This is a genomic window from Alcaligenes sp. SORT26 (assembly GCF_017377875.1).
Lineage (GTDB): Bacteria > Pseudomonadota > Gammaproteobacteria > Burkholderiales > Burkholderiaceae_B > Alcaligenes > Alcaligenes parafaecalis.
Genome location: NZ_CP070975.1, coordinates 1613054 through 1633431 on the forward strand (window position 1 = coordinate 1613054; position 20378 = coordinate 1633431).

Annotated in this window: 23 protein-coding genes; 3 read left to right on the forward strand and 20 right to left on the reverse strand. The window is 55.7% G+C overall.

What is annotated here, in order from left to right:
- The first annotated feature begins 68 nt into the window (after positions 1 to 68).
- Together JYG33_RS07520 and epsC are read left to right on the forward strand one after the other, a co-directional pair.
- The gene (locus JYG33_RS07520) at positions 69 to 779 is read left to right on the forward strand and encodes a Bax inhibitor-1/YccA family protein (RefSeq protein ID WP_207875357.1); all 711 of its coding nucleotides are present in this window, start codon (positions 69 to 71) and stop codon (positions 777 to 779) included.
- A gap of 277 nt (positions 780 to 1056) precedes the next feature.
- Positions 1057 to 1986, forward strand: a complete 930-nt coding sequence (gene epsC, locus JYG33_RS07525) for a serine O-acetyltransferase EpsC (RefSeq protein ID WP_207875358.1) — start codon at positions 1057 to 1059, stop codon at positions 1984 to 1986.
- A gap of 230 nt (positions 1987 to 2216) precedes the next feature.
- On the opposite strand, the gene rarD is transcribed toward epsC, so the two are convergent.
- From rarD to JYG33_RS07625, 20 genes are all read right to left on the reverse strand, one after another.
- Positions 2217 to 3122: an EamA family transporter RarD gene (rarD, locus tag JYG33_RS07530; RefSeq protein WP_207875359.1), complete on the reverse strand. Its 906-nt coding sequence runs from the start codon at positions 3120 to 3122 to the stop codon at positions 2217 to 2219.
- On the reverse strand, positions 3119 to 3724 hold the full coding sequence (locus JYG33_RS07535) for a PIN domain-containing protein (RefSeq protein WP_207875360.1): 606 nt from the start codon (positions 3722 to 3724) through the stop codon (positions 3119 to 3121). Before JYG33_RS07535 ends, rarD begins: the two co-directional genes overlap by 4 nt.
- 1 nt (position 3725) lies before the next feature.
- Positions 3726 to 4316, reverse strand: coding sequence for a DNA repair protein RecO (gene recO / locus JYG33_RS07540; RefSeq protein WP_207875361.1), 591 nt, complete (start codon positions 4314 to 4316; stop codon positions 3726 to 3728).
- The gene (gene era / locus JYG33_RS07545) at positions 4309 to 5199 is read right to left on the reverse strand and encodes a GTPase Era (protein WP_207875362.1); all 891 of its coding nucleotides are present in this window, start codon (positions 5197 to 5199) and stop codon (positions 4309 to 4311) included. Before era ends, recO begins: the two co-directional genes overlap by 8 nt.
- The gene (gene rnc, locus JYG33_RS07550; protein ID WP_009456563.1) at positions 5196 to 5954 is read right to left on the reverse strand and encodes a ribonuclease III; all 759 of its coding nucleotides are present in this window, start codon (positions 5952 to 5954) and stop codon (positions 5196 to 5198) included. Before rnc ends, era begins: the two co-directional genes overlap by 4 nt.
- Positions 5954 to 6838, reverse strand: coding sequence for a signal peptidase I (gene lepB / locus JYG33_RS07555; RefSeq protein WP_207875363.1), 885 nt, complete (start codon positions 6836 to 6838; stop codon positions 5954 to 5956). Before lepB ends, rnc begins: the two co-directional genes overlap by 1 nt.
- A 64-nt stretch (positions 6839 to 6902) precedes the next feature.
- A complete protein-coding gene (gene lepA / locus JYG33_RS07560; protein ID WP_207875364.1) occupies positions 6903 to 8696 on the reverse strand; it encodes a translation elongation factor 4 in 1794 nt (597 codons plus the stop codon).
- Positions 8697 to 8939: 243 nt separating this feature from the next.
- Positions 8940 to 10448: a DegQ family serine endoprotease gene (locus tag JYG33_RS07565; RefSeq protein WP_207875365.1), complete on the reverse strand. Its 1509-nt coding sequence runs from the start codon at positions 10446 to 10448 to the stop codon at positions 8940 to 8942.
- A 26-nt stretch (positions 10449 to 10474) separates the two neighbouring features.
- Complete coding sequence (locus tag JYG33_RS07570; protein ID WP_222666923.1) at positions 10475 to 11500, reverse strand: MucB/RseB C-terminal domain-containing protein; 1026 nt, start codon at positions 11498 to 11500, stop codon at positions 10475 to 10477.
- Positions 11497 to 11994, reverse strand: a complete 498-nt coding sequence (locus JYG33_RS07575; RefSeq protein WP_207875366.1) for a sigma-E factor negative regulatory protein — start codon at positions 11992 to 11994, stop codon at positions 11497 to 11499. The genes JYG33_RS07570 and JYG33_RS07575 overlap by 4 nt, the downstream gene beginning before the upstream one ends.
- A 6-nt stretch (positions 11995 to 12000) precedes the next feature.
- Positions 12001 to 12603 (reverse strand): RNA polymerase sigma factor RpoE, encoded by a 603-nt coding sequence (gene rpoE, locus JYG33_RS07580; RefSeq protein WP_207875367.1) that lies wholly within the window; start codon positions 12601 to 12603, stop codon positions 12001 to 12003.
- Positions 12603 to 13010 (reverse strand): hypothetical protein, encoded by a 408-nt coding sequence (locus JYG33_RS07585; protein WP_207875368.1) that lies wholly within the window; start codon positions 13008 to 13010, stop codon positions 12603 to 12605. The genes rpoE and JYG33_RS07585 overlap by 1 nt, the downstream gene beginning before the upstream one ends.
- Positions 13011 to 13065: 55 nt before the next feature.
- A complete protein-coding gene (gene fabF, locus JYG33_RS07590; RefSeq protein ID WP_207875369.1) occupies positions 13066 to 14298 on the reverse strand; it encodes a beta-ketoacyl-ACP synthase II in 1233 nt (410 codons plus the stop codon).
- 140 nt (positions 14299 to 14438) lie between these two features.
- Positions 14439 to 14678 carry an acyl carrier protein gene (gene acpP, locus JYG33_RS07595; RefSeq protein WP_003800961.1) on the reverse strand — a complete coding sequence of 80 codons (240 nt, stop codon included), beginning with the start codon at positions 14676 to 14678 and terminating at the stop codon, positions 14439 to 14441.
- Positions 14679 to 14862: 184 nt separating this feature from the next.
- Positions 14863 to 15606 carry a 3-oxoacyl-ACP reductase FabG gene (gene fabG / locus JYG33_RS07600; RefSeq protein ID WP_207875370.1) on the reverse strand — a complete coding sequence of 248 codons (744 nt, stop codon included), beginning with the start codon at positions 15604 to 15606 and terminating at the stop codon, positions 14863 to 14865.
- On the reverse strand, positions 15607 to 16542 hold the full coding sequence (gene fabD, locus JYG33_RS07605) for an ACP S-malonyltransferase (protein WP_207875371.1): 936 nt from the start codon (positions 16540 to 16542) through the stop codon (positions 15607 to 15609).
- Positions 16543 to 16588: 46 nt separating this feature from the next.
- Complete coding sequence (locus JYG33_RS07610; protein WP_207875372.1) at positions 16589 to 17566, reverse strand: beta-ketoacyl-ACP synthase III; 978 nt, start codon at positions 17564 to 17566, stop codon at positions 16589 to 16591.
- Positions 17567 to 17591: 25 nt separating this feature from the next.
- On the reverse strand, positions 17592 to 18680 hold the full coding sequence (gene plsX, locus JYG33_RS07615; protein WP_207875373.1) for a phosphate acyltransferase PlsX: 1089 nt from the start codon (positions 18678 to 18680) through the stop codon (positions 17592 to 17594).
- 41 nt (positions 18681 to 18721) lie between these two features.
- On the reverse strand, positions 18722 to 18904 hold the full coding sequence (gene rpmF, locus JYG33_RS07620; RefSeq protein WP_003800968.1) for a 50S ribosomal protein L32: 183 nt from the start codon (positions 18902 to 18904) through the stop codon (positions 18722 to 18724).
- Between the two features lie 74 nt (positions 18905 to 18978).
- Positions 18979 to 19500, reverse strand: a complete 522-nt coding sequence (locus tag JYG33_RS07625) for a YceD family protein (protein ID WP_207875374.1) — start codon at positions 19498 to 19500, stop codon at positions 18979 to 18981.
- Between the two features lie 317 nt (positions 19501 to 19817).
- Between JYG33_RS07625 and JYG33_RS07630 the strand changes: the two genes are divergently transcribed.
- On the forward strand, positions 19818 to 20372 hold the full coding sequence (locus tag JYG33_RS07630; RefSeq protein WP_243430300.1) for a Maf family protein: 555 nt from the start codon (positions 19818 to 19820) through the stop codon (positions 20370 to 20372).
- The last annotated feature ends 6 nt before the right edge of the window (positions 20373 to 20378 follow it).

A 20378-nucleotide genomic window follows, 5' to 3' on the forward strand; every position in this document is an offset into this window, starting at 1 on the left:
TTCTTGATTATTCAGGTAATTGTCAGTTATTCTTGACCACTGATCTCTCTGTATTCTAAGGACTCATCATGAGCGAATTTCGTCAATCAAGCTTGCCTGAGCATAACGGCACCCTGGGCGCCCAGTCGCTGATTGCTCGCAATCGCGTCCTGCGCAACACCTACTGGCTGCTGGCCCTGTCCATGATTCCCACTGTGTTGGGAGCTTTGCTGGGCCTGTCTTCCGGCATTAACCGGGTTATGGGCGCCAGCCCAGGCCTGAGCGCCATTGTTTTCCTGGTCGGTGCCTTCGGCCTGATGTTCCTGGTCGAAAAGAACAAGAACAGCTCGCTGGGCGTTGCCCTGCTGATGGCTTTCACCTTCTTCATGGGCATCATGTTGTCCCGCCTGCTGGGCTTTGTCCTGGGCATGGGTAATGGCGCACAACTGATCATGCTGGCCTTTGGCGGTACCGCCGCGGTCTTTGGCACAATGGCGACCATTGCCAGCACCACCAAGCGTGATTTCTCCGGCATGCAGAAATTCCTGTTTGTCGGTGCTGTCATCCTGCTGGTTGCCGCCTTGGCCAACATCTTCCTGCAACTTCCTGCGCTGATGCTGACCATCTCCGTGATGGCTATAGGTATCTTCTCGGCCTTCTTGCTGGTTGACCTGCAGCGCGTCATCAACGGTGGTGAAACCAACTACGTGTCGGCCACCCTGGCGATCTACCTAGACGTCTACAACATTTTCAGCAACCTGCTGATGCTTTTGGGCGTGCTGGGCGGTAACCGCGAATAAGATCGCGAATCCCGCACTCCCCAAGCCCCCTCCTCGAAGGGGGCTTTTTTTATACGGCCAATCCAATGATCCCCCTCTTGGAAAACGCCTCTAGCACCCCATCTTTCAAGTCTTGCTTTCCATTGTTCAGGCCCACCAGACACAAATCTGGCCCTGTTCAGCACTCCCCATCTGCCAGGATTAATCACCCTGACGAAGCGCCCTGTTTTTCGTGTCCTTGCCAGGACGCGCGGGTATAGTAAACCTTATAGAAAAATTTCCCCTCTGGAGAACACTGGTGGCCGTCTTTGAAACTCAACATATTGTCGATAATCTGCGCGGGGCTCGCGAAGAATGGCGACAGGCGCATCAACGCTTGAATGAGCTTGAAGGCCAGGAATTTCCATCGGTACAAGCTTTGATTCAAGTGACCGAGCAGCTCAAAGGCATTTTGTTTCCCATGCGCCTGGGCAGCCCGGAACTGCGCCGCGAGTACGAAGACCACTTTGTTGGCCACCACCTGGGCCAGGCATTGAACACGCTGCTGCAACAAGCCCGTATCGAACTGCAGCGCGCCGCCCTGCTCAACGGTGCCAAGTACGACCGCGAAACTATTGAAGACCAGGCCCACCAGGCTATTCAATCCTTTGCCAACAAGCTGCCAGAGCTGCGCCGCACGCTGGATCTGGATGTGGTCGCGGCCTACCAGGGTGACCCGGCTGCCCGCAATGTCGACGAAGTGCTCTTGTGCTATCCCGGCCTGCTGGCCATGATTCACCACCGTATTGCCCACGCCCTGACCAATCTGGGCTTGCCCCTGACCGCCCGCATTATTGCGGAACTGGCCCATAGCCAGACCGGCATTGATATTCACCCCGGTGCGCAGATTGATCACTCCTGTTTCATCGACCACGGCACCGGCGTTGTTATTGGCGAGACCGCCATTATCGGCAAGCGGGTACGGATTTATCAGGCTGTTACGCTGGGTGCCAAACGCTTTAGCAAGGATGAAAAAGGCTTGCTGCTCAAAGGCCAGCCTCGTCACCCGATTGTGGAAGACGATGTGGTCATTTACGCTGGTGCCACGATTCTGGGCCGCGTGACACTGGGCGCGGGCTCCACCATTGGCGGTAATGTGTGGATTACCGAGGACGTCGCAGCGGGTTGTTCGGTAACCCAGGCCAATTTGCTGCGTAACCAACCTGACTGCCCGGAGAAACTGCGCTAAGCAGATCACTACGCTTTTAGGCTGCTGAAGCTAACAGGCGATGCCCCCTCTTCTGCACAAGGTCTTCAAGTGCAAACAAGAGAGCGCATCCAGGCATAAAAAAAGACTCCTGCTATCAGGAGTCTTTTTTATTCGGGCTCTGGCACAGCCCCGGATTCATCCTGACGGCCACACGAAGCCGTACAGGCGAAAAACTTGGTGTAGACCCAGGTAGGCCCCAGGCCCGAGCATTAAGCCTTGGGAAGCGGCGCAGGCGGCCCTGCTCGCCACATCTTGATGAACCCTTCCACAGCCATCAAGGTAATAGCAACCCAGATCGGGATATAGGTCCACCACTGATTGGCACTCATGGGCTCATCCAGCAGCAAATACGCCACCCAGAACAAGAGCACCGGCTCCACATAACCCAGAATACCGAACAAAGCCAAGGGCAACTGGCGACTGGCAGACAGATAGCTGACCAGAGCGACAGAACTGATCAAACCCAACACAGGAACCTGCCAGAACAGACGCGGCTCTGTGGTGAACATGCCCCACATCTGAGTGTCCTGCACAAACAGCAGCCAGCAGGCGGGCAAAAACAGAAAGCTCAGATCAAACCATAAAGACGCCAAGGAGCCCAGGCGCAGATAACGGCGCAGCATGAAGTACGGCGGATATCCCACCACCACGACCGCCGTCGCCCAGGACACACTGCCCACCCGAAACAATTCGTGCAGCACGCCCAGCCCGGCCAGCACAACAGCAATCCACTGAATGGTGCTTAATCGGTCCTTGTAGATCACGCGCCCTACCAGCACCATCATCAAGGGCAAAAGAAAGTAGCCCAGGGAGACATCCAGCGCCATTTGATGCAAAGGAGCCCAGACAAAAATCCAGAGCTGCACACCGACTAACACCGCAGCCAATAGCAACAGGGCGAAATAACGCCAGTTCCCCGGCCAGTGGCGCAAGACCCAACGCACTTCCCGCCAACGTCGAGCGCGAGTGATCACCAGCGCCAGAGCGGGCAAGCCCAGCACAATACGCCAGGCAAAAATCTGTTCACCACTTAGCGGATGCAAGACCGTGGCGTAGTAATACAGGCAGGCAAATAAAGCCGAGGCCAGAACAGACAGCAAAACCCCTTGCTTCATGAATGGACCTCGTCCATTTTCTGACGCCGCAAATAGGCCTGCCCCACACTGAACAAACGATCACGTTTGAGCAAGGTGTGCGTATCCAGTGCCTGGGCTTCAGGCGTCAGCATCAAGGCAGGCAAACCGTCCAGCAAGCGCTGCATCAGTTCAGGCTGAGCCGCCATATACAGACCCAATAGCTGATCCGGCTCCCACAGGCTGATTCCCAGACGTCGCAGTTCTGAACGATTGAAGTCTTTCAGATTACGGGTCAGGATACCCACCGGCTGATCAGGATAGTGTTGCTGCGCCAAACGGGCGGTGGCGATCACATGCCAGTCCTTGGCATCGGAATAGCGCAAGTTCTTCTTGAACTCGCTGCTATCGCCCAAATCCGCCTCGGGGTAACGCTGCTGCAGCTCCTCCCACTGCTCCTCAATGGACGTGGGCATGACCTTCCAAAGGCGGCCCGCATTGCGACGCCATTCATCCCCGATAACCGGGCTCCAGACAGGCTTGAAAAACTGCTCGTCAGCCAGAGCCAGCAGCAAGCGGCGCAGCACATTGGAGATCAGTACGCAGGTGTCGAGCACCAGCACGGAAGGAAGGGAGACGGCCATATCAGTAGCGTTGCAACTGCATAAGAACGGAGCGGGTGTGGAGAGGACGGCCTAGCAGGCTGTTCAAGCGTTCACGCAGACGTATGCGCAACTCGGGCTCGCCCACAGGATCATTGAAATCGGGGGTTGCTTCATCAAAGCCGTAGCCGGTTTCTGTCAGCAGCACCCATTCAAAGCGCCGCAGTGCCCCCGCAACGGGAGGACGAGGAACCTGGGCCAGATGCACCAGGGCCTCTTCGTAAGCATCAAATAAAACAGGGTGCGGGTCTTCACGCGGTAGCAGACGAATCAATAACTCGTTCATGTACCAGGCCGACATCAAGGCCCTGCCTTTTAAAGGACGAATCCCGGCACAGTCGGCCCTTATCAATGTTTTAACTTCGTTCTTGCCCGACCAGGCCAATAACAAAGGCTGAAACACAGACAAAGCAGGCCGCAAAATGGAATGCGGCCTTTTGGCGCCTTTAGCGACCAGGGGCACTAGCCCGTGGTTGCGCGTAAAGGCATGACAGATCAGGGACGTTTCACGCCAGGCACTGGTGTGCAGTATGTAGCCCGCTTCGTCCTGAAAGCGATGACGGGGATTACTCATACCCCAGGTCACGCAGGACCGCTTCACGATCAGACCAGCCCTTGCGCACCTTGATGTACACATCCAGGAACACGGGCTTGTCGATCAGTTTGGCAATATCTTGGCGAGCCTCGGTCGCGATACGCTTCATGTGCATACCACCGGCTCCCAGCAGAATCGGGCGGTGGCTTTCACGCTCCACCACCACGCAGGCGGCAATACGGGCGCCCTGCTCGTTCTCGTCCCATTGTTCGATCACAACGGTACAACCGTAAGGCAGCTCGTCACCGACCAGACGGAAGATCTTCTCGCGCAGCAGCTCGGAAGTAATGAAGCGCACCGAGCGGTCAGTAATCGTGTCCGCATCGAACATGGCTTCGCCCTCGGGCAAGCGACCAGCGATCTCGTTGAGCAAGTTGTCCAACTGCAAACGCTTGGCAGCGCTGACGGGAATCACGGCACCGTAATCGAACTCCTGGGACAGGCGTGCGATGTAGGGCAGCAACTCATTCTTGCTTTTCAGGGCATCGACCTTATTGATGACCAGAATCGTTTTGCCACCTTTAGGCAGCAAAGGCAGCAGCTCGGCATCCGAAGCCGACCACTTGCCTGCTTCCACCACATGCACCACCACGTCCACATCGGCCAAGGCCTGAGTCACGACGCGGTTCATCATGCGGTTCATGGCACCGCCGTGCTTGGTCTGAAAGCCGGGGGTGTCCACAAACACCATTTGATCGTGATCACGGGTCAACACGCTATTGATGCGGTGACGCGTGGTCTGCGCCTTGCGCGACACGATCGAGATTTTGCTGCCGATCAGGGCGTTGGCCAGCGTGGACTTGCCGACGTTCGGTCGTCCAACAATAGCCACAAAGCCGCAGCGGAAAGGGGTCTCTGTCATTCTGTTTCCTGCGACACTGCCACGGGCAATGTCAATTGTGAGGGGCGACGATGGCGACTGGCGCGCGTCGTCTTGGCTGGAAATTCAGCTTCTAAAATAGCAATGGCCTGTGTTGCGGCAGCTTGCTCAGCAGCACGACGGCTGCTGCCACTGGCACGCACATGGATATTGAGCTTGGCGATCGTGCATTCGATATCGAAGAGCTGATCGTGGGCTGCACCATGCGTGGCCACCACGGTGTACACGGGCAAATCCAGCTTGCGACCTTGCAGCAGCTCTTGCAGCAAGGTTTTGGGATCTTTCCCCAGGGTCTTGGGGTCCACATCCACCAGCATCGGTTCATAGAGCTGGGTGATGACGGTTTGGGCTTGCGTAAAGCCCGCATCCAGAAAGACAGCGCCGAAAATCGCTTCCAGCGCATCCGCCAGGATGGAAGGACGGCGGAAACCACCGCTTTTCAGCTCCCCTTCTCCCAGACGCAAATAATCCGACAAACCCAGACGGGTTGCGATTTCGGCCAGGGCGGCCTGTTTGACCAGGTTCGCTCGCAGGCGCGACAAATCGCCTTCATCAATGCGCTGAAAGCGGTCGAACAACAAGGCCGCAACCGTGAAGTTCAAGACCGAGTCACCCAGAAACTCCAGCCGCTCGTTGTGACGAGCGCTGTGGCTACGATGGGTCAAGGCCTGCTCAAGCAGGCCTGTGTCTTTAAAGGAGTAGCCGATAGCGGCTTCAAGCAGAGCAAGACGTTTCATTAATGGAAGCGACCTATACGGCTAAGTTCGCGGAAATTCATCCAGATAAAGAAGGCGCGTCCCACAATATTCTCATCGGGCACAAAGCCCCAATAACGACTGTCCAGACTATTGTCGCGATTGTCACCCATGACGAAGTAATTACCCTCGGGCACGACACAAGAGACGCCGTTGGAGAAGTACTCACAGGAATCACGATGGGGGAACGCCACGATAGGCATCAAACCCTGAGACTGAGTCTTGTTCAGCAAGATGTTGTGCTGCACTTTGCCCAGCTCTTCCAGATAACGCCCAATGTAGGCGGAGCGATCCGGTTCGTAGTAATCGCCACTGCGTACTTGAGTCACCACCTGCCCGTTCACGGACAGGACTTTGTCACGGTATTCCACCCGATCACCCGGCACGCCAACAACGCGCTTGATGTAGTCCACGGTGGTATCCACGGGATAACGGAACACAATCACATCGCCACGCTCGGGATGGCCCAGTGGCACAACCTTGGTGCCACTGACCGGCAGGCGGATGCCGTACTCGTATTTATTGACCAGAATCAGGTCGCCATTTTTCAGCGTGGGCAACATGGAGCCCGACGGAATACGAAATGGCTCGATGATAAAAGAGCGCAATACGAACACAAACAAAATGACTGGGAAGAAACTGACGCCATACTCAATCCACCAGGGCATGCGATTGGCCTGGTCATACGCGTCCTGGCGCAATTGCTGCAAATGCTCGGGGTCTTGAGCCGCCGTTTCCGGTACTGCCTGCATCGCGGCCTGCGCACGCGCCAGTCGGCGGGAACGCAGGGAGAAACGATCCAAAAACCAGATTGCGCCGGTCAATAGCAGCAGTACAAACAAAATCAGAGCGAAATCCCAGCTCATCGGTTTCCTTTAAAGAAATTAAAGCAGTCCTGGCTGTGGTCGGCTGGGGTTGCCGACCATAGCATTACTTATCCTCGACCTGCAAAATTGCCAAAAAGGCTTCCTGCGGAATTTCCACGTTACCCACTTGCTTCATCCGCTTCTTACCGGCTTTTTGCTTCTCAAGCAGCTTTTTCTTACGAGAGATGTCGCCGCCATAACACTTGGCCAGCACGTTCTTGCGCAGTGCCTTGACGTTTTCGCGAGAAATCACCTCAGCACCAATCGCGGCCTGAATAGCAATATCAAACATCTGGCGCGGGATCAAGGAGCGCATCTTGGCGACCACTTCGCGGCCACGGTAACGGGCGTTGCTACGGTGCACAATCATGGACAGGGCATCGACCCGGTCGCCGTTGATCAGGATATCCACCTTGACCACATCGGCCGAGCGGTATTCCTTGAACTCGTAGTCCATCGAGGCGTAGCCGCGCGACACAGACTTCAGGCGATCAAAGAAGTCCAGCACGATTTCGGCCAGTGGCATTTCATAGACCAGATTCACCTGACGGCCATGATAGGTCATATTTAACTGCAAACCGCGCTTGACTGTACACAGCGTCATGACCGGGCCCACGTATTCCTGCGGCATTAGCAGCGAAACCACAACAATAGGCTCGCGTACGTCTTCGATATGAGAGACCTCCGGCATGCGGGAGGGGCTTTCAATCATCAGAACTTCGCCATCACGACGTTCGACCTCGTACACCACCGACGGCGCGGTAGTGATGATGTCCATGTCGAATTCACGTTCCAGACGCTCCTGAACGATTTCCATGTGCAGAAGGCCCAGGAAACCGCAACGGAAACCAAAGCCCAGTGCCTGAGACACTTCAGGCTCGAACATCAGGGACGAGTCGTTCAGCTTCAGTTTTTCCAGCGAGTCGCGCAGTTGGTCGTACTCACTGCTTTCCACCGGATACAAACCAGCGAACACCTGAGGCTTCACTTCTTTAAAGCCGGGCAAGGCTTTTTCAGCAGGCTTGCCAGCCAGAGTGATGGTGTCACCCACCTTGGCGTGTTCCAGCTCTTTAATACCGGCAATGATGAAACCCACCTCGCCTGCGGACAGGTGAGGACGGTTTTCCGATTTGGGGGTGAACACACCAATGTGCTCAACCAGGTGCGTGGCGCGGGTGGCCATCAGCAGGATTTTTTCCTTGGGCTTGAGCACACCATTGACGATGCGCACCAGCATGACCACGCCCACGTAGTTGTCGAACCAGGAGTCGATGATCAGGGCTTGCAGCGGTGCCGCTGGGTCACCTACTGGCGCCGGTACGCGGGCCACAATGGTCTCCAGGATATCGTCGATACCCAGGCCAGTTTTGGCACTGGCAGCAATCGCATCGCTGGCATCAATACCAATCACGTCTTCCACTTCCTGGCGTGCTGCATCGGGATCTGCCGACGGCAAGTCCATCTTGTTGAGCACGGGAATCACTTCCACGCCCTGATCCAACGCGGTATAGCAGTTGGCAACCGTCTGTGCTTCCACACCTTGGGAGGCGTCCACTACCAGCAAGGCACCTTCACAGGCCGACAAGGAACGGCTGACCTCGTAGGAGAAGTCAACGTGGCCGGGGGTGTCGATCAGGTTCAGGTTGTAAACCTTGCCATCCTGAGCCTTGTAATGCAAAGCGGCGGTCTGGGCCTTAATCGTAATGCCACGCTCTTTCTCGATGTCCATCGAATCCAGAACCTGGGTCGACATCTCGCGGTCGGCCAGGCCACCACAGCGTTGGATCAGGCGGTCAGCCAAGGTCGATTTGCCATGATCGATGTGGGCAATAATAGAGAAATTGCGGATGTGATCCATAAACCCGTTAATAAACAAAGAAAATGTTGAGGCGCAATGCCAGAGAGACGGCACAAGAAAGGGGCGCCCATGACGCCCCTTTTCAGTCCACGCGCCTGAAACGCAAGACCCGTCCTGTCAGACGGGCGCACGTGGAGCCATTATCCATTCGGGGCAGACTGCAGCTCCGAATGGTGGCGGAGAAACTCCGGCCCGTGGCCGGAGTTCATCAATGGCTACCATTTTAGCCGTTTTACAGAATTTTTATTTCGATGGCGTAATCAAAACCCATTGCGACTGGCCTTCACGCAAAACCAGCAAGGCTGCTGCTTTGGATTTATCCAAGGAAGCCACCATTTTAGCGTATTGATCCGGGGTCCCTACGTCTTTATCGTTGACTCGCAAAATAAGGTCGCCCGGCTGTAGACCGGCTTCGCTGGCAGGGGCCGTGGCCTCTGTCACCTGAACGGCACTTTCCACACCCAGACGCTTCAGATCGGCGGCTGGTACTGCCGTCACCTTCAAGCCGAATGCGTCTGCACTGCTGGCGGCTGGACTATTTTTCTCGTCCTTGCTGGCAGTATTGGTATTGCTGGAAGGGATCTCATCAACCTCGATCTTGACGGTCTGTACCTTGCCCTTGCGCCAGATTTCCACCGTAGAGCTTTGACCTGGCTTGGTGCCACCCACAATACGGGGCAGATCTGTCATCTGATTAATGCTGCGATCGTTAAATTTCAGGATCACGTCACCGGACTGGATGCCGGCCTTGGCGGCTGGACCACCCTCTTCCACACTGCTGACCAAAGCACCCTTGCTGTCTTTCAGACCCAGGGCGGTAGCAACATCATCTGCGACCGGCGTAATTTGAACGCCAATACGGCCACGCGTCACTTTACCGTCAGACTTGAGCTGCTCGACCACGCTCATGGCTTCGTCAATCGGAATCGCCAGGGAAATACCCATGAAACCGCCACTGCGCGAGATGATCTGCGAGTTCACACCGACCACTTCACCATTCAGATTGATCAGTGGACCACCGGAGTTACCGGGGTTCACCGCGACGTCTGTCTGAATAAAAGGCAGGTAATCACCCGTTTCGCGATTGATTGCGCTGACAATCCCGGACGTCACCGTCGACTCCAGGCCGAACGGAGAGCCAATGGCCAGAACCCACTGCCCTTTCTTGAGCTGTTTGGAATCACCAATCGCCATGGGCTTCAAATCTTTGGCTTCGATCTTGATCAAGGCCACATCAGTGCGTTCGTCCGTACCGATGATCTTGGCAGGGTATTCCTTGCCATTGCTCAGGGTCACGAAAATACCGTTGGAATCCGCCACCACATGGTTGTTGGTCAGGATGTAGCCATCAGCAGAAATGATGAAACCCGAACCTACGCCACGCGGGACCGTGCGCTCTTGTGGCTGCTGACCTTCATTACCGCCGCCACGGGGACGCTGAGGAGCCATGCCAGGAGGCATGAAATCCGGCCCGAAGAACCAGCGGAACATATCGTAGGGGTCCGAACCCGGGCCCATGGCAGGGGAACGCACCTGCACGGCCTCGGTAGTGCGGATATTGACAACCCCATCCTCGGTCTTGGCAACAACACCGGTGAAGTCAGGCAAGCCCAGGGTCGTGCTCTGGACTTGCTCGCCCGTCTCTACGGGCTGGGCCTGAGCGTGGGCCATGGGCGCACCGGCCGCAAACAACACGGCAGCCGTCAAAGCCGAAAGAACAGGAATACGCATTTTTAGACTCGATTTTTCCATTCTCAAATACTCCTGGTGGACGATCGTCAATGTGTCCGGGATAGAGGGGTGTACTGTGTACCTTCCAGCAAAGCGCGCAAGGTCTGTACTGGGACCGCGCCCGTGCTCGTCAAAACATAATCATTAATGCGACTGCGGTACATATTCATGGAACCACGGTGAAATGCCCCCAAGCTGTTTTCCTCGGCTTCCGGGGTTCCTACCCGTTCCAGAAAGACCGAAATCGCAGCCAGACCGTCAGACATCATCAAGTGCGTTACCTGACGCCCGGCCCGCATGGGTCTGAGCATCTCGGAACGCAAGCTAAAACCGGCAGGCATGGCCAGATGCCACCCTAGCTCGCTCAAATCAATTTTCTGGACCTCGGGTTCGACCACTTCCCACTTGCTGGGGTTCCAACTGGTACGCAACTCTTGCAGGTCCACCTGCTCGCCAAAGGCGACCGAGGCAAAGGCAATCTGGTCCACTACAACTTGTTGTGGGTCCAAAGTTTGCATTTTCAACAATAAATGGTGATCGGTATCAGCGCAGACCCGATAGCCATAACGCTGCTCATCCTTGGGCACCAGCTCGATCAGGTCGCAGGGCCGCCCGGCAACCCGCTCCGGAGTGGGCAGACGCCGCATGTCGTAGAAATTGGGGAGCTGGCTGACATCACCGACCAGAAAACTGGGAAAACGCTCGTTTTCACGACGTTCGATCACCACCATTTTCTTTTCGGGAATCAGACATTGCGTCACTTCGTTTTGACGCAGGAATTCACGCGGTTCGCCATCCAGAATTTCCAGACGCTCGCGCTCGCCCGTACCGTCAATGATATGAACCAGCTTCATGGACTGGCTGGACTGATCCTGGGTGTAAATAATGACCCCGGAATAATCCAGATCGCGAGCCGCTTTATGAACTTTCTGCAGCCAGGGCAAATCCAGCGGTTCAACCCCGCTGGCGTCCTGAGCCAGTACAGGTGTACACAGCATCGCCAGCGAAAAGGCAAACAAACCCTTGTAGAGACGTGCCAGGGCCACCTGCGACGGCATACGTACAGACCTCATTGACCCAGGGCTCCACTTTCAAAGGAAACATGGCGTACCGGACCGGTACCAACAAAGTCGCGGTGCAAATCCGCGTAATCATTCCAGAGCTGATCGTCCTGAACGCTAGCGACCAACGTGCCGGGCACCGAACTGATGCCCATATAAGGCAGACCGACCCACAAGGCAGCCGCCACCGCCGCCACCACAACCAGGCCGCTGACGCCATAGCGCTGTACCAGAGGCCGTTTCATGGCATTGGGTGCGAGCACGGTAGGCTCTTCATCAATCGCTTTGGACAGGCGCGCGTAAAAGCGATCCGAGGTACGGATCGCCAGCGCGTCGGTACGCATGACGTCGCCAATCAAATGATAGGTATCCCAGACTTGTCGCCCATAAGGGGAGTCCAGTTCCTCGGGGCGTATTTCAGCCTCGCCATCCACCCAGGAGGACACAGCGGCCTCCCAGGCATTGAGTTGGTCTTCATCGGAATGGGATTTCAAGGCTTGCATCATCAATCCTTACCACCGTCGTTCACTATCATCACCATCCAGTATGGGGCGCAATTGTGCAGCAATCGCGTCTCGAGCCCGAAAGATGCGTGAGCGCACAGTTCCTATAGGGCAGTCCATGGTTTGAGCTATGTCTTCGTAGCTCATACCTTCTATTTCACGTAGCACGATAGCCGTCCGCAATTCTTCCGGCAGCGCCTGGATTGCTGTATTCACAGTCTCAGCAATCTGGCGACTGACCATCATGGATTCTGGCGTGCTTATATCGCTTAGGTTGTCGATTCGGTCAAAAGTTTCACCTTCTTCAGTTTCGACGTTCTGCACGGTATTGGGACGTCGTGCTGCCGAGGCCTGCCAATTACGGGCTGTGTTGATCGCAATGCGATACAGCCAGGTGTAAAAAGCACTCTCTCCCCGGAACTGGGGAAGCGCTCGGTATGCTTTGATGAAGGTTTCTTGTGCCACGTCCTCGACTTCGGACGGGTCACGCACCATGCGGCTGAGCAGACGCATGATCTTGCGCTGATACTTCAGTACCAGCAGGTCAAAGGCTCGCTTATCCCCACGCTGAACACGTGCAACTAGTTCGGCATCGGTATCGCGTTCACTCATTAAGAATCCTTGTTCTGAGCACGGACCTGATGGGACAGCCGGTTAACGCATAGACACAATGCCCACCAGGCCTGCTTAGTCTGGGCACCCCGCCATAGAGTCACGGTACAGGGCTCGGTGCTGGCTTGATCCCCCAGCAGACGCAAGGTCATAAACCAGGGAGAGCGCCAGACCTGCTCGATCCGCACGGCTTTATCTACTGACCCGGCGCACTGCAAGGAGTATAGCCCTGCACAATGAGCTAGTGTAGCGTGCTCGTTCCATGCCCGACGACTGCGAGCATACAAAAAATAAGCCCACAAAGCACCTGTTGAAATCGCCAAGGCCACAGGCAATTGCCAGCTATTCATTGTCCAGGCCAAACTCAAGGCCACCAAGACACAGATAAAAACGCCCAGTCGGCGCATCGGAGCCGGAGCTCCAATCGACCAGGACTGGGCGTTACGAGTGGGGCAGTCTAGCTTAACGAAGACGACGAACCACCATCGAACCGTTGGTGCCACCAAACCCGAAGGAATTGGACAAGGCCACATCAATCTTCATGTCACGCGCTTGATTGGCGCAGTAATCCAGATCGCAAGCAGGATCCTGATTGAAGATATTGATAGTAGGTGGCGAGATCTGGTTGTACACCGCCAAGGTGGTGAACACCGCTTCAATACCACCGGCCGCACCCAGCAGGTGACCAGTCATGGACTTGGTGGAGTTCACCACCAGCTTGTAGGCGTGATCACCAAAAGCCAGTTTCAAGGCTTCAGATTCGTTCACGTCGCCCAATGGCGTGGAAGTGCCATGAGCATTCACGTACTGAACTTCATCCGCATTGATGCCACCGTTGCGCAAAGCGTTGGCAACACCACGACGAGGACCATCACGGTCTGGCGAAGTAATGTGATGCGCATCGGAGCTCATGCCATAGCCGGAGAACTCACCGTAAATACGTGCGCCGCGTTTCTTGGCGTGTTCGTACTCTTCCAGTACCAGCACACCTGCGCCTTCGCCCAGCACAAAGCCGTCGCGATCCACGTCCCAAGGACGCGATGCCGTTTCCGGATCATCGTTACGGGTGGACAAAGCACGCATGGCGGCAAAACCACCAATCCCCAGGGGGGACACGGTGGATTCTGCACCACCGGCCAGCATGACATCCGCATCGCCGTATTCGATCAGGCGTGCTGCATCACCAATGGAATGCAGACCTGTCGTACACGCGGACACCACGGCATAGCTAGGGCCTTTCAGACCCAGGCCGATAGACAGTTGGCCCGATACCAGGTTAACCAGGGATCCAGGCACAAAGAACGGGGAAATCCGACGTGGACCCCGATCCAGATACTCTTTTTGGGTTTCTTCAATACGGGGCAACCCACCAATCCCCGAGCCGACAATAACGCCGACGCGCTCTGCATCAATGCTATTGATATCCAGGCCACAATCCTGCCAAGCCTGCATGCCAGCCACCACGCCATAATGGATAAAGGTATCCATTTGCTTGGCTTCTTTGACTGAAATGTAGGGTGCTAACTCAAAACCCTTGACCTCACCCGCTATTTGGGCGGTTAGGGCTGAAGGATCGAAACGGGTAATACGCCCGATGCCCGAACGCCCATTGACGATGTTATCCCACGCGGTAGGAATATCGTTGCCGACCGGGGAAACAATACCCAGCCCGGTAATCACGACACGTCGTTTCACGGATGACTCCTAAACACAAAAAAAGCGGTTTAAAGGGAATAACTGCGTCTTGCAAGCTAAAGCCGCCGGGCACAAGCTACTCTCTGGAAACCGCTCTGGAGCGAGGGCGTGCACAATGCCGCCCACCCTCTTAATTGAACTTACTGCTTGCTGTGAGAATTGATGTAGTCCACAGCTTGCTGGACCGTCGTGATTTTCTCAGCTTCTTCGTCTGGAATTTCAGTTTCGAATTCGTCTTCGAGCGCCATCACGAGCTCGACCATGTCGAGCGAGTCGGCACCGAGGTCGTCGAGAAAAGAAGATTCGTTTTTGATCTCGGCTTCGTTAACGCCAAGTTGTTCAGCGACGATCTTCTTGACGCGCTGTTCGATGCTTTCCATGCAGATTCTCCAAGTTGGGAAAAATTCCCGCAAATTATAGCCAATCCATACTGCTAAGAGGGATAAGCTATGACAAAAAACGGCGTTCTTGTATGAGGCCCAACGTTATTCTTACAACGCCGGCTCAAGCAATAGGCCCCAAATAATCCCGCAATTTTACCTCAGCCGGGCGCGATGCCAAGCCTTACATGTGCATACCACCATTCACATGGATGGTACTGCCCGTAATATATTGCGCTTGCGACCCGGCCAGGAAGGCGACCGCGTTAGCGATGTCCTCAGCCGCACCCAGTCGTCCCAGGGGGATTTGCGACAAAATAGCCGCCGACTGCTCAGGAGTCAACGAGCGTGTCATGTCCGTATCGATAAAGCCCGGAGCGACACAATTAACTGTAATGTTACGGCTACCCAGTTCGCGCGCCAAGGCACGGCTCATGCCAGCTACGCCCGCTTTGGCAGCAGCGTAATTGGCCTGGCCGGGGTTACCGCTCTCGCCCACCACCGAAGTGATGCTGATGATGCGGCCCCAGCGGGCCTTCATCATGGGGCGGATAACAGCACGCGACAGGCGGAACACCGCGCTCAGGTTCGTCTGGATAACGGCGTCCCAGTCTTCGTCTTTCAGACGCATGGCCAGGTTATCGCGGGTAATCCCGGCGTTATTGACCAGAATGTGCGGGCCGCCATCTTCTTTGCTCAGTGCCGAAATCAGCGCTTCACAAGCGGCGGGATCGTCCACGTTCAACATCTGGCCGTAGCTGCCGTTCTGATCCAGCACAGCAGAAATTGCCTGCGCGCCCGCTTCAGACGTAGCCGTACCCACAACCTTGGCACCGCGTGCCATCAATTCTTTGGCAATGGCCTGACCGATACCACGCGATGCGCCGGTTACCAGGGCAGTCTTGCCACTAAGATCCAATTCTTGCATTTACGCTCCCTCCAGGGCTTCTAAGGTGGCCTGCAAGGACGCAGGGTCGCTGATCGACAAGGCGACCAGGTCACGATCAATACGCTTGATCAAACCGGTCAACACTTTGCCAGGACCACATTCAACCACGTGGGTGACACCCTGGGCCTTCATGGCCTGAATGGTCTCTACCCAACGTACGGGATGCCAGGCCTGACGGACCAGCGCATCTTTGATCTGCTCTGGGTCGGTAGGCGCGGCAACGTCCACGTTATTGATCACAGAAACAGCAGGAGTCTGAACCTGCACCGAGGCCAAAGCCTGGGCCAGCACAGCAGCCGCCGGCTCCAGCAAGCTGGAATGGAATGGAGCCGACACGGGCAACACCAAGGCACGCTTGGCGCCTGCTTCTTTGGCCAGCGCACAAGCGCGATCTACCGCTTCCACATGACCCGCAATCACGACCTGGGCCGGTGCGTTGTAATTAACGGCCTGAACCTGTTGACCCTCAGCAGCGCGAGCACACACATCACGCACCTGATCATCATCCAGACCCAAAATGGCGGCCATCGTACCGACACCCAGGGGTACCGCGGCTTGCATGGCATCCGCACGTACACGCACCAAGGGAACAGCCTGCTCCAGGCTCAAGGCACCAGCAGCCGTCAAGGCAGAGTATTCACCCAGGCTATGTCCGGCCATTACGGCAGGAACGGGGCCACCAGCCTGAATCCAGGCCTGGTACATGGCCACGGCGCTAGCCAGCATGACTGGTTGAGTATTGGTGGTCAGGTTCAGCGCATCGGCAGGACCCTGAGCCATCAACTGGGCCAGATCCTGACCCAGCGCCTGGCTGGCCTGTGCAATGGCTTGCTGTACAACAGCCGACTCGGACCAGGCATCAAGCATGCCAACGGACTGCGAGCCTTGTCCTGGAAAGACAAACGCAATTTTCATGGTAGAAAAACCCAAAGATATGAGGCGGTAATCCGGATCGCGCTACTTAGCAGCGGACCAGCACCGAACCCCAGGTAAAGCCGCCACCCACGCCTTGCAACAGCGCCAGATCCCCGGCACGGATACGACCGTCCCGGCGAGCAGCATTCAGGGCCAAAGGCACACTGGCTGCCGAGGTGTTGGCATGTTGATCAACCGTGATAACCACCTTTTCGGAGGGGATACCCAGCTTACGACCTAGAAAATTGATGATGCGAACGTTGGCCTGGTGAGGAACCAGCCAATTGATATCGGACAAGGAAATGCCCGCCTGTTCACAAACTTGATTGGCCGAGGTGGCCAGAGAGGTAACAGCCAGCTTGAACACAGCCTGACCGTCCATGCGCAGGAAGGGATCGCCCACCACCTGGCCATGCGAGACATTGCCTGCCGCGCACAAAATACCCATTTGGCTGCCATCTGCATTGAGTTGAGCGGCCAAAATACCAGGCTCATCGCTGGCTTGCAGAACCACAGCGCCCGCACCGTCGCCAAACAGGACGCAGGTAGAGCGGTCGTTCCAATCCAGGATGCTGGAGAACACTTCAGCGCCGATGACCAGCGCATTACGCGCACGGCCCGCCTTGATCATGGCGTCAGCCGTTGTCAGCGCATAGACAAAGCCGCTGCAAACCGCTTGTACGTCGTACGCAGCAGCGCCTTTGTTGCCCAGTTCCGCCTGTACCAGACAAGCCGTGCTGGGAAAAACATAATCGGGAGTAGAGGTAGCCACCACGATCAGGTCCAGATCCTGGGCAGCAATGCCCGCATCTTCCAGTGCCTGACGCGCAGCGTGTGTCGCCAGATGACTGGTACGAACACCGGGATCGGCAAGATGACGCTGGTGAATACCGGTGCGCTCGACAATCCACTGATCGGAGGTTTCGATACCCTTTTGAGCCAGCTCAAGCGCTAGATCATCGTTAGACACAATCCGAGGAGGCAGGTAGCCGCCTGTACCGATAATCTTGGCAAATATCGTCATTTTATGTTCCCGATCAAGCCCGTTCTTATGAGGACGAGGGCTCTGAAGTATGGCGTGTATCTGGTTCGCCGCTTTGCGCATCTTGCAAGCTCACGCTTTGCATGATGCGTTCGACTGCCTGGCTGGTGCCGCTGAGCAGACCATTGAGCACCGCATCGCGGGCCCGCTGCAAAGCATAACCGAAAGCATAGGCATCGGCAGAACCATGACTCTTGATAACAATACCGCGTAAACCCAAAAGAGCCGCACCGTTATGTCGACGATTATCCACCCTGTCGCGGAAACGATTCAAGACCGGGCGAGCCAGTAAAGCGGATACTTTGCTCAAGGGGTCACGGGTAAATTCGTCGCGCAGCATGCTGCCGACCATTTTGGCCAGGCCTTCAATGGATTTAAGGACCACATTGCCCACGAAACCGTCGCACACGACCACATTGACGGTACCTTTGCAGATATCGTCGCCTTCTACGTTGCCGTAAAAATTCAGTCCGCTGGAGCGCAACAATTCAGCCGCCTTCTTGACGACCTCGTTGCCTTTGATGACCTCTTCCCCAATATTGAGCAAGCCCACAGTGGGACGCTCGTGGCGATCCACGATACTGGCCAGCGCAGATCCCATAATGGCGAACTGCAAAAGGTGTTCTGCGGAGCAATCCACATTGGCACCCAGGTCCAGCATGATCGTGGCCCCGCCCTTTTGGTTCGGGATGGACGTGGCAATGGCTGGGCGATCAATCCCATCCAGAGTTTTGAGTACGTAGCGCGAAATTGCCATCCATGCGCCGGTATTACCTGCAGAAATGCAGGCATCAGCTATCCCGTCCTTGACGGACTGGGCAGCCACTCGCATGGAGGAGTCTTTTTTGCGGCGCAGGGCCACCTCGACCGAATCGGCCATGGTGACAACTTCGGATGCGGGAAGAATGTCGTACCAGGAGGTATCGACATTACCTTGCGCACGCAATGTTTGCTCGATGGCCTGAGGCTCGCCAACCAATAAGCAGTGCACATCCGGATAGCGCTTGGCAAAAAGCAGCGCTGCAGGGACAGTGACGGATAAACCGATATCGCCGCCCATGCAATCGATGGCAATACGTATTTTTTTGTTAGACATCAAGCATGCAACCTATGTTGCTTGCAACGACAAGGAGACTATTACTCGTCGTTCTTTGTCTTCAGCACTTTACGGCCACGATAGATGCCGTTGGGGCTGATGTGGTGACGCAGGTGCAGTTCGCCAGTCGTAGGCTCGATAGCCGTCGAAGGACCAGTAAGCGCGTCGTGCGAACGACGCATGTTACGCCGGGACGGGCTCTTTTTATTCTGCTGAACAGCCATGATGACTCCTGTAGATGGACAACCCCGAATAAATGGGTGCAGCCCGAAAAAATTAACGAATTAGTAACAAACAATCAAGACTTCTTGAGCGAGCCCAGTACAGCAAATGGAGATGGCCGCTCGAAAGCGGATTCATCCAGGTCGTCAGACTTGGCTTCCATGGACAAGGACTGCGCGTCGGGGCAAACCTCATGGCGCGGCACATACGGCACGCTAAGAATCAGTTCATCCTCGACCAGCCCCAAGACATCCAACTGGCCTTCACACAAGATGCGATCAGGACCTTCCGTATCGTCATCGTCCAGCTCCAGTTCTTCCTCGGTTGCCACAATCTGTACTTCATTAGAAATATCGATGGGCCACTCAAAAGGCTTTACACAGCGCTGGCATTCCAAAATGACGGTGCCTTTGGCCTGCACATGCACAAAACGACGCCGGGCAGAATCTTCCCGACCCGATACACTCCATTCAATGCGCAAATCGCCTTGATCGGGCAAATCGGATACCAGACGAGACATATCTTCCACCAGCACCTGACCCGCCATTTCCTGGGGGGCACGAGCTAGATTCAAGGTGTCGATATACTGTGTCGTCATAGATATGTAAGGCATCAAGCCAGGCTGTACCAGAACCCTGATGCTGTTTTGTTTGTTGCTCGTGTTACTTGTTTTGCTTGTTTGACTGCTTTGCTTTGGTATCGCTTGGGCGCTCTACCACTTTATTTCTTTTTCCTGCCCTTCGCTATTGACGCCTGCAAAGCAAACCCGACAAGCGCCAAGTAAGTCCGCAACCATTTCAATAACGAAGAAAACATTAGATAATACCGTGCTAAGCACAAGGCAGTCAAACCAAAGCACAGCTAAAACACACTATGCGTCTCATCCTTGCATCAAGCTCAGTCTACCGCCGCGCTATGTTAGCGCGTTTGGGCTTGCCTTTCACCTGTCAGTCTCCTGACATTGATGAAACCCCACTTCCCGGAGAGGCTCCAGCCGAGCTCAGCCTGCGTTTGGCCCGCGAAAAAGCGGCCCGCATCAGCCTGCTCAACCCAGGCGCACTGGTGATAGGCTCCGATCAGGTCGCCACCTCCGGCCAGGACGCCATAGGCAAACCTGGCGACCATGCCGGTGCGCAGAAACAACTGCGTCGCCTGAGCGGTCAGCTCATCGATTTCCATAGCGCCTTATGTGTGACGGATGGACAGGAATTCCTGTGCAGCGATATTGTTACCAATTGTCGTTTTCGCGCATTAAGCGATGAGGAAATTGAGCACTATCTGCTTCAGGAACAGCCCTACGACACCGCAGGCAGCGCCAAGGCCGAAAGTCTGGGCATTGCCCTGATGGAGTCCATGCGCTCGGATGACCCGACCGCCATTATCGGCCTGCCTCTGATCGAACTGTGCACCATGCTGCGTCACTTTGGTCTGAACCCCTTGCGCCCCAACCTTCTGACCCCTTCCGTTTAGGACTGA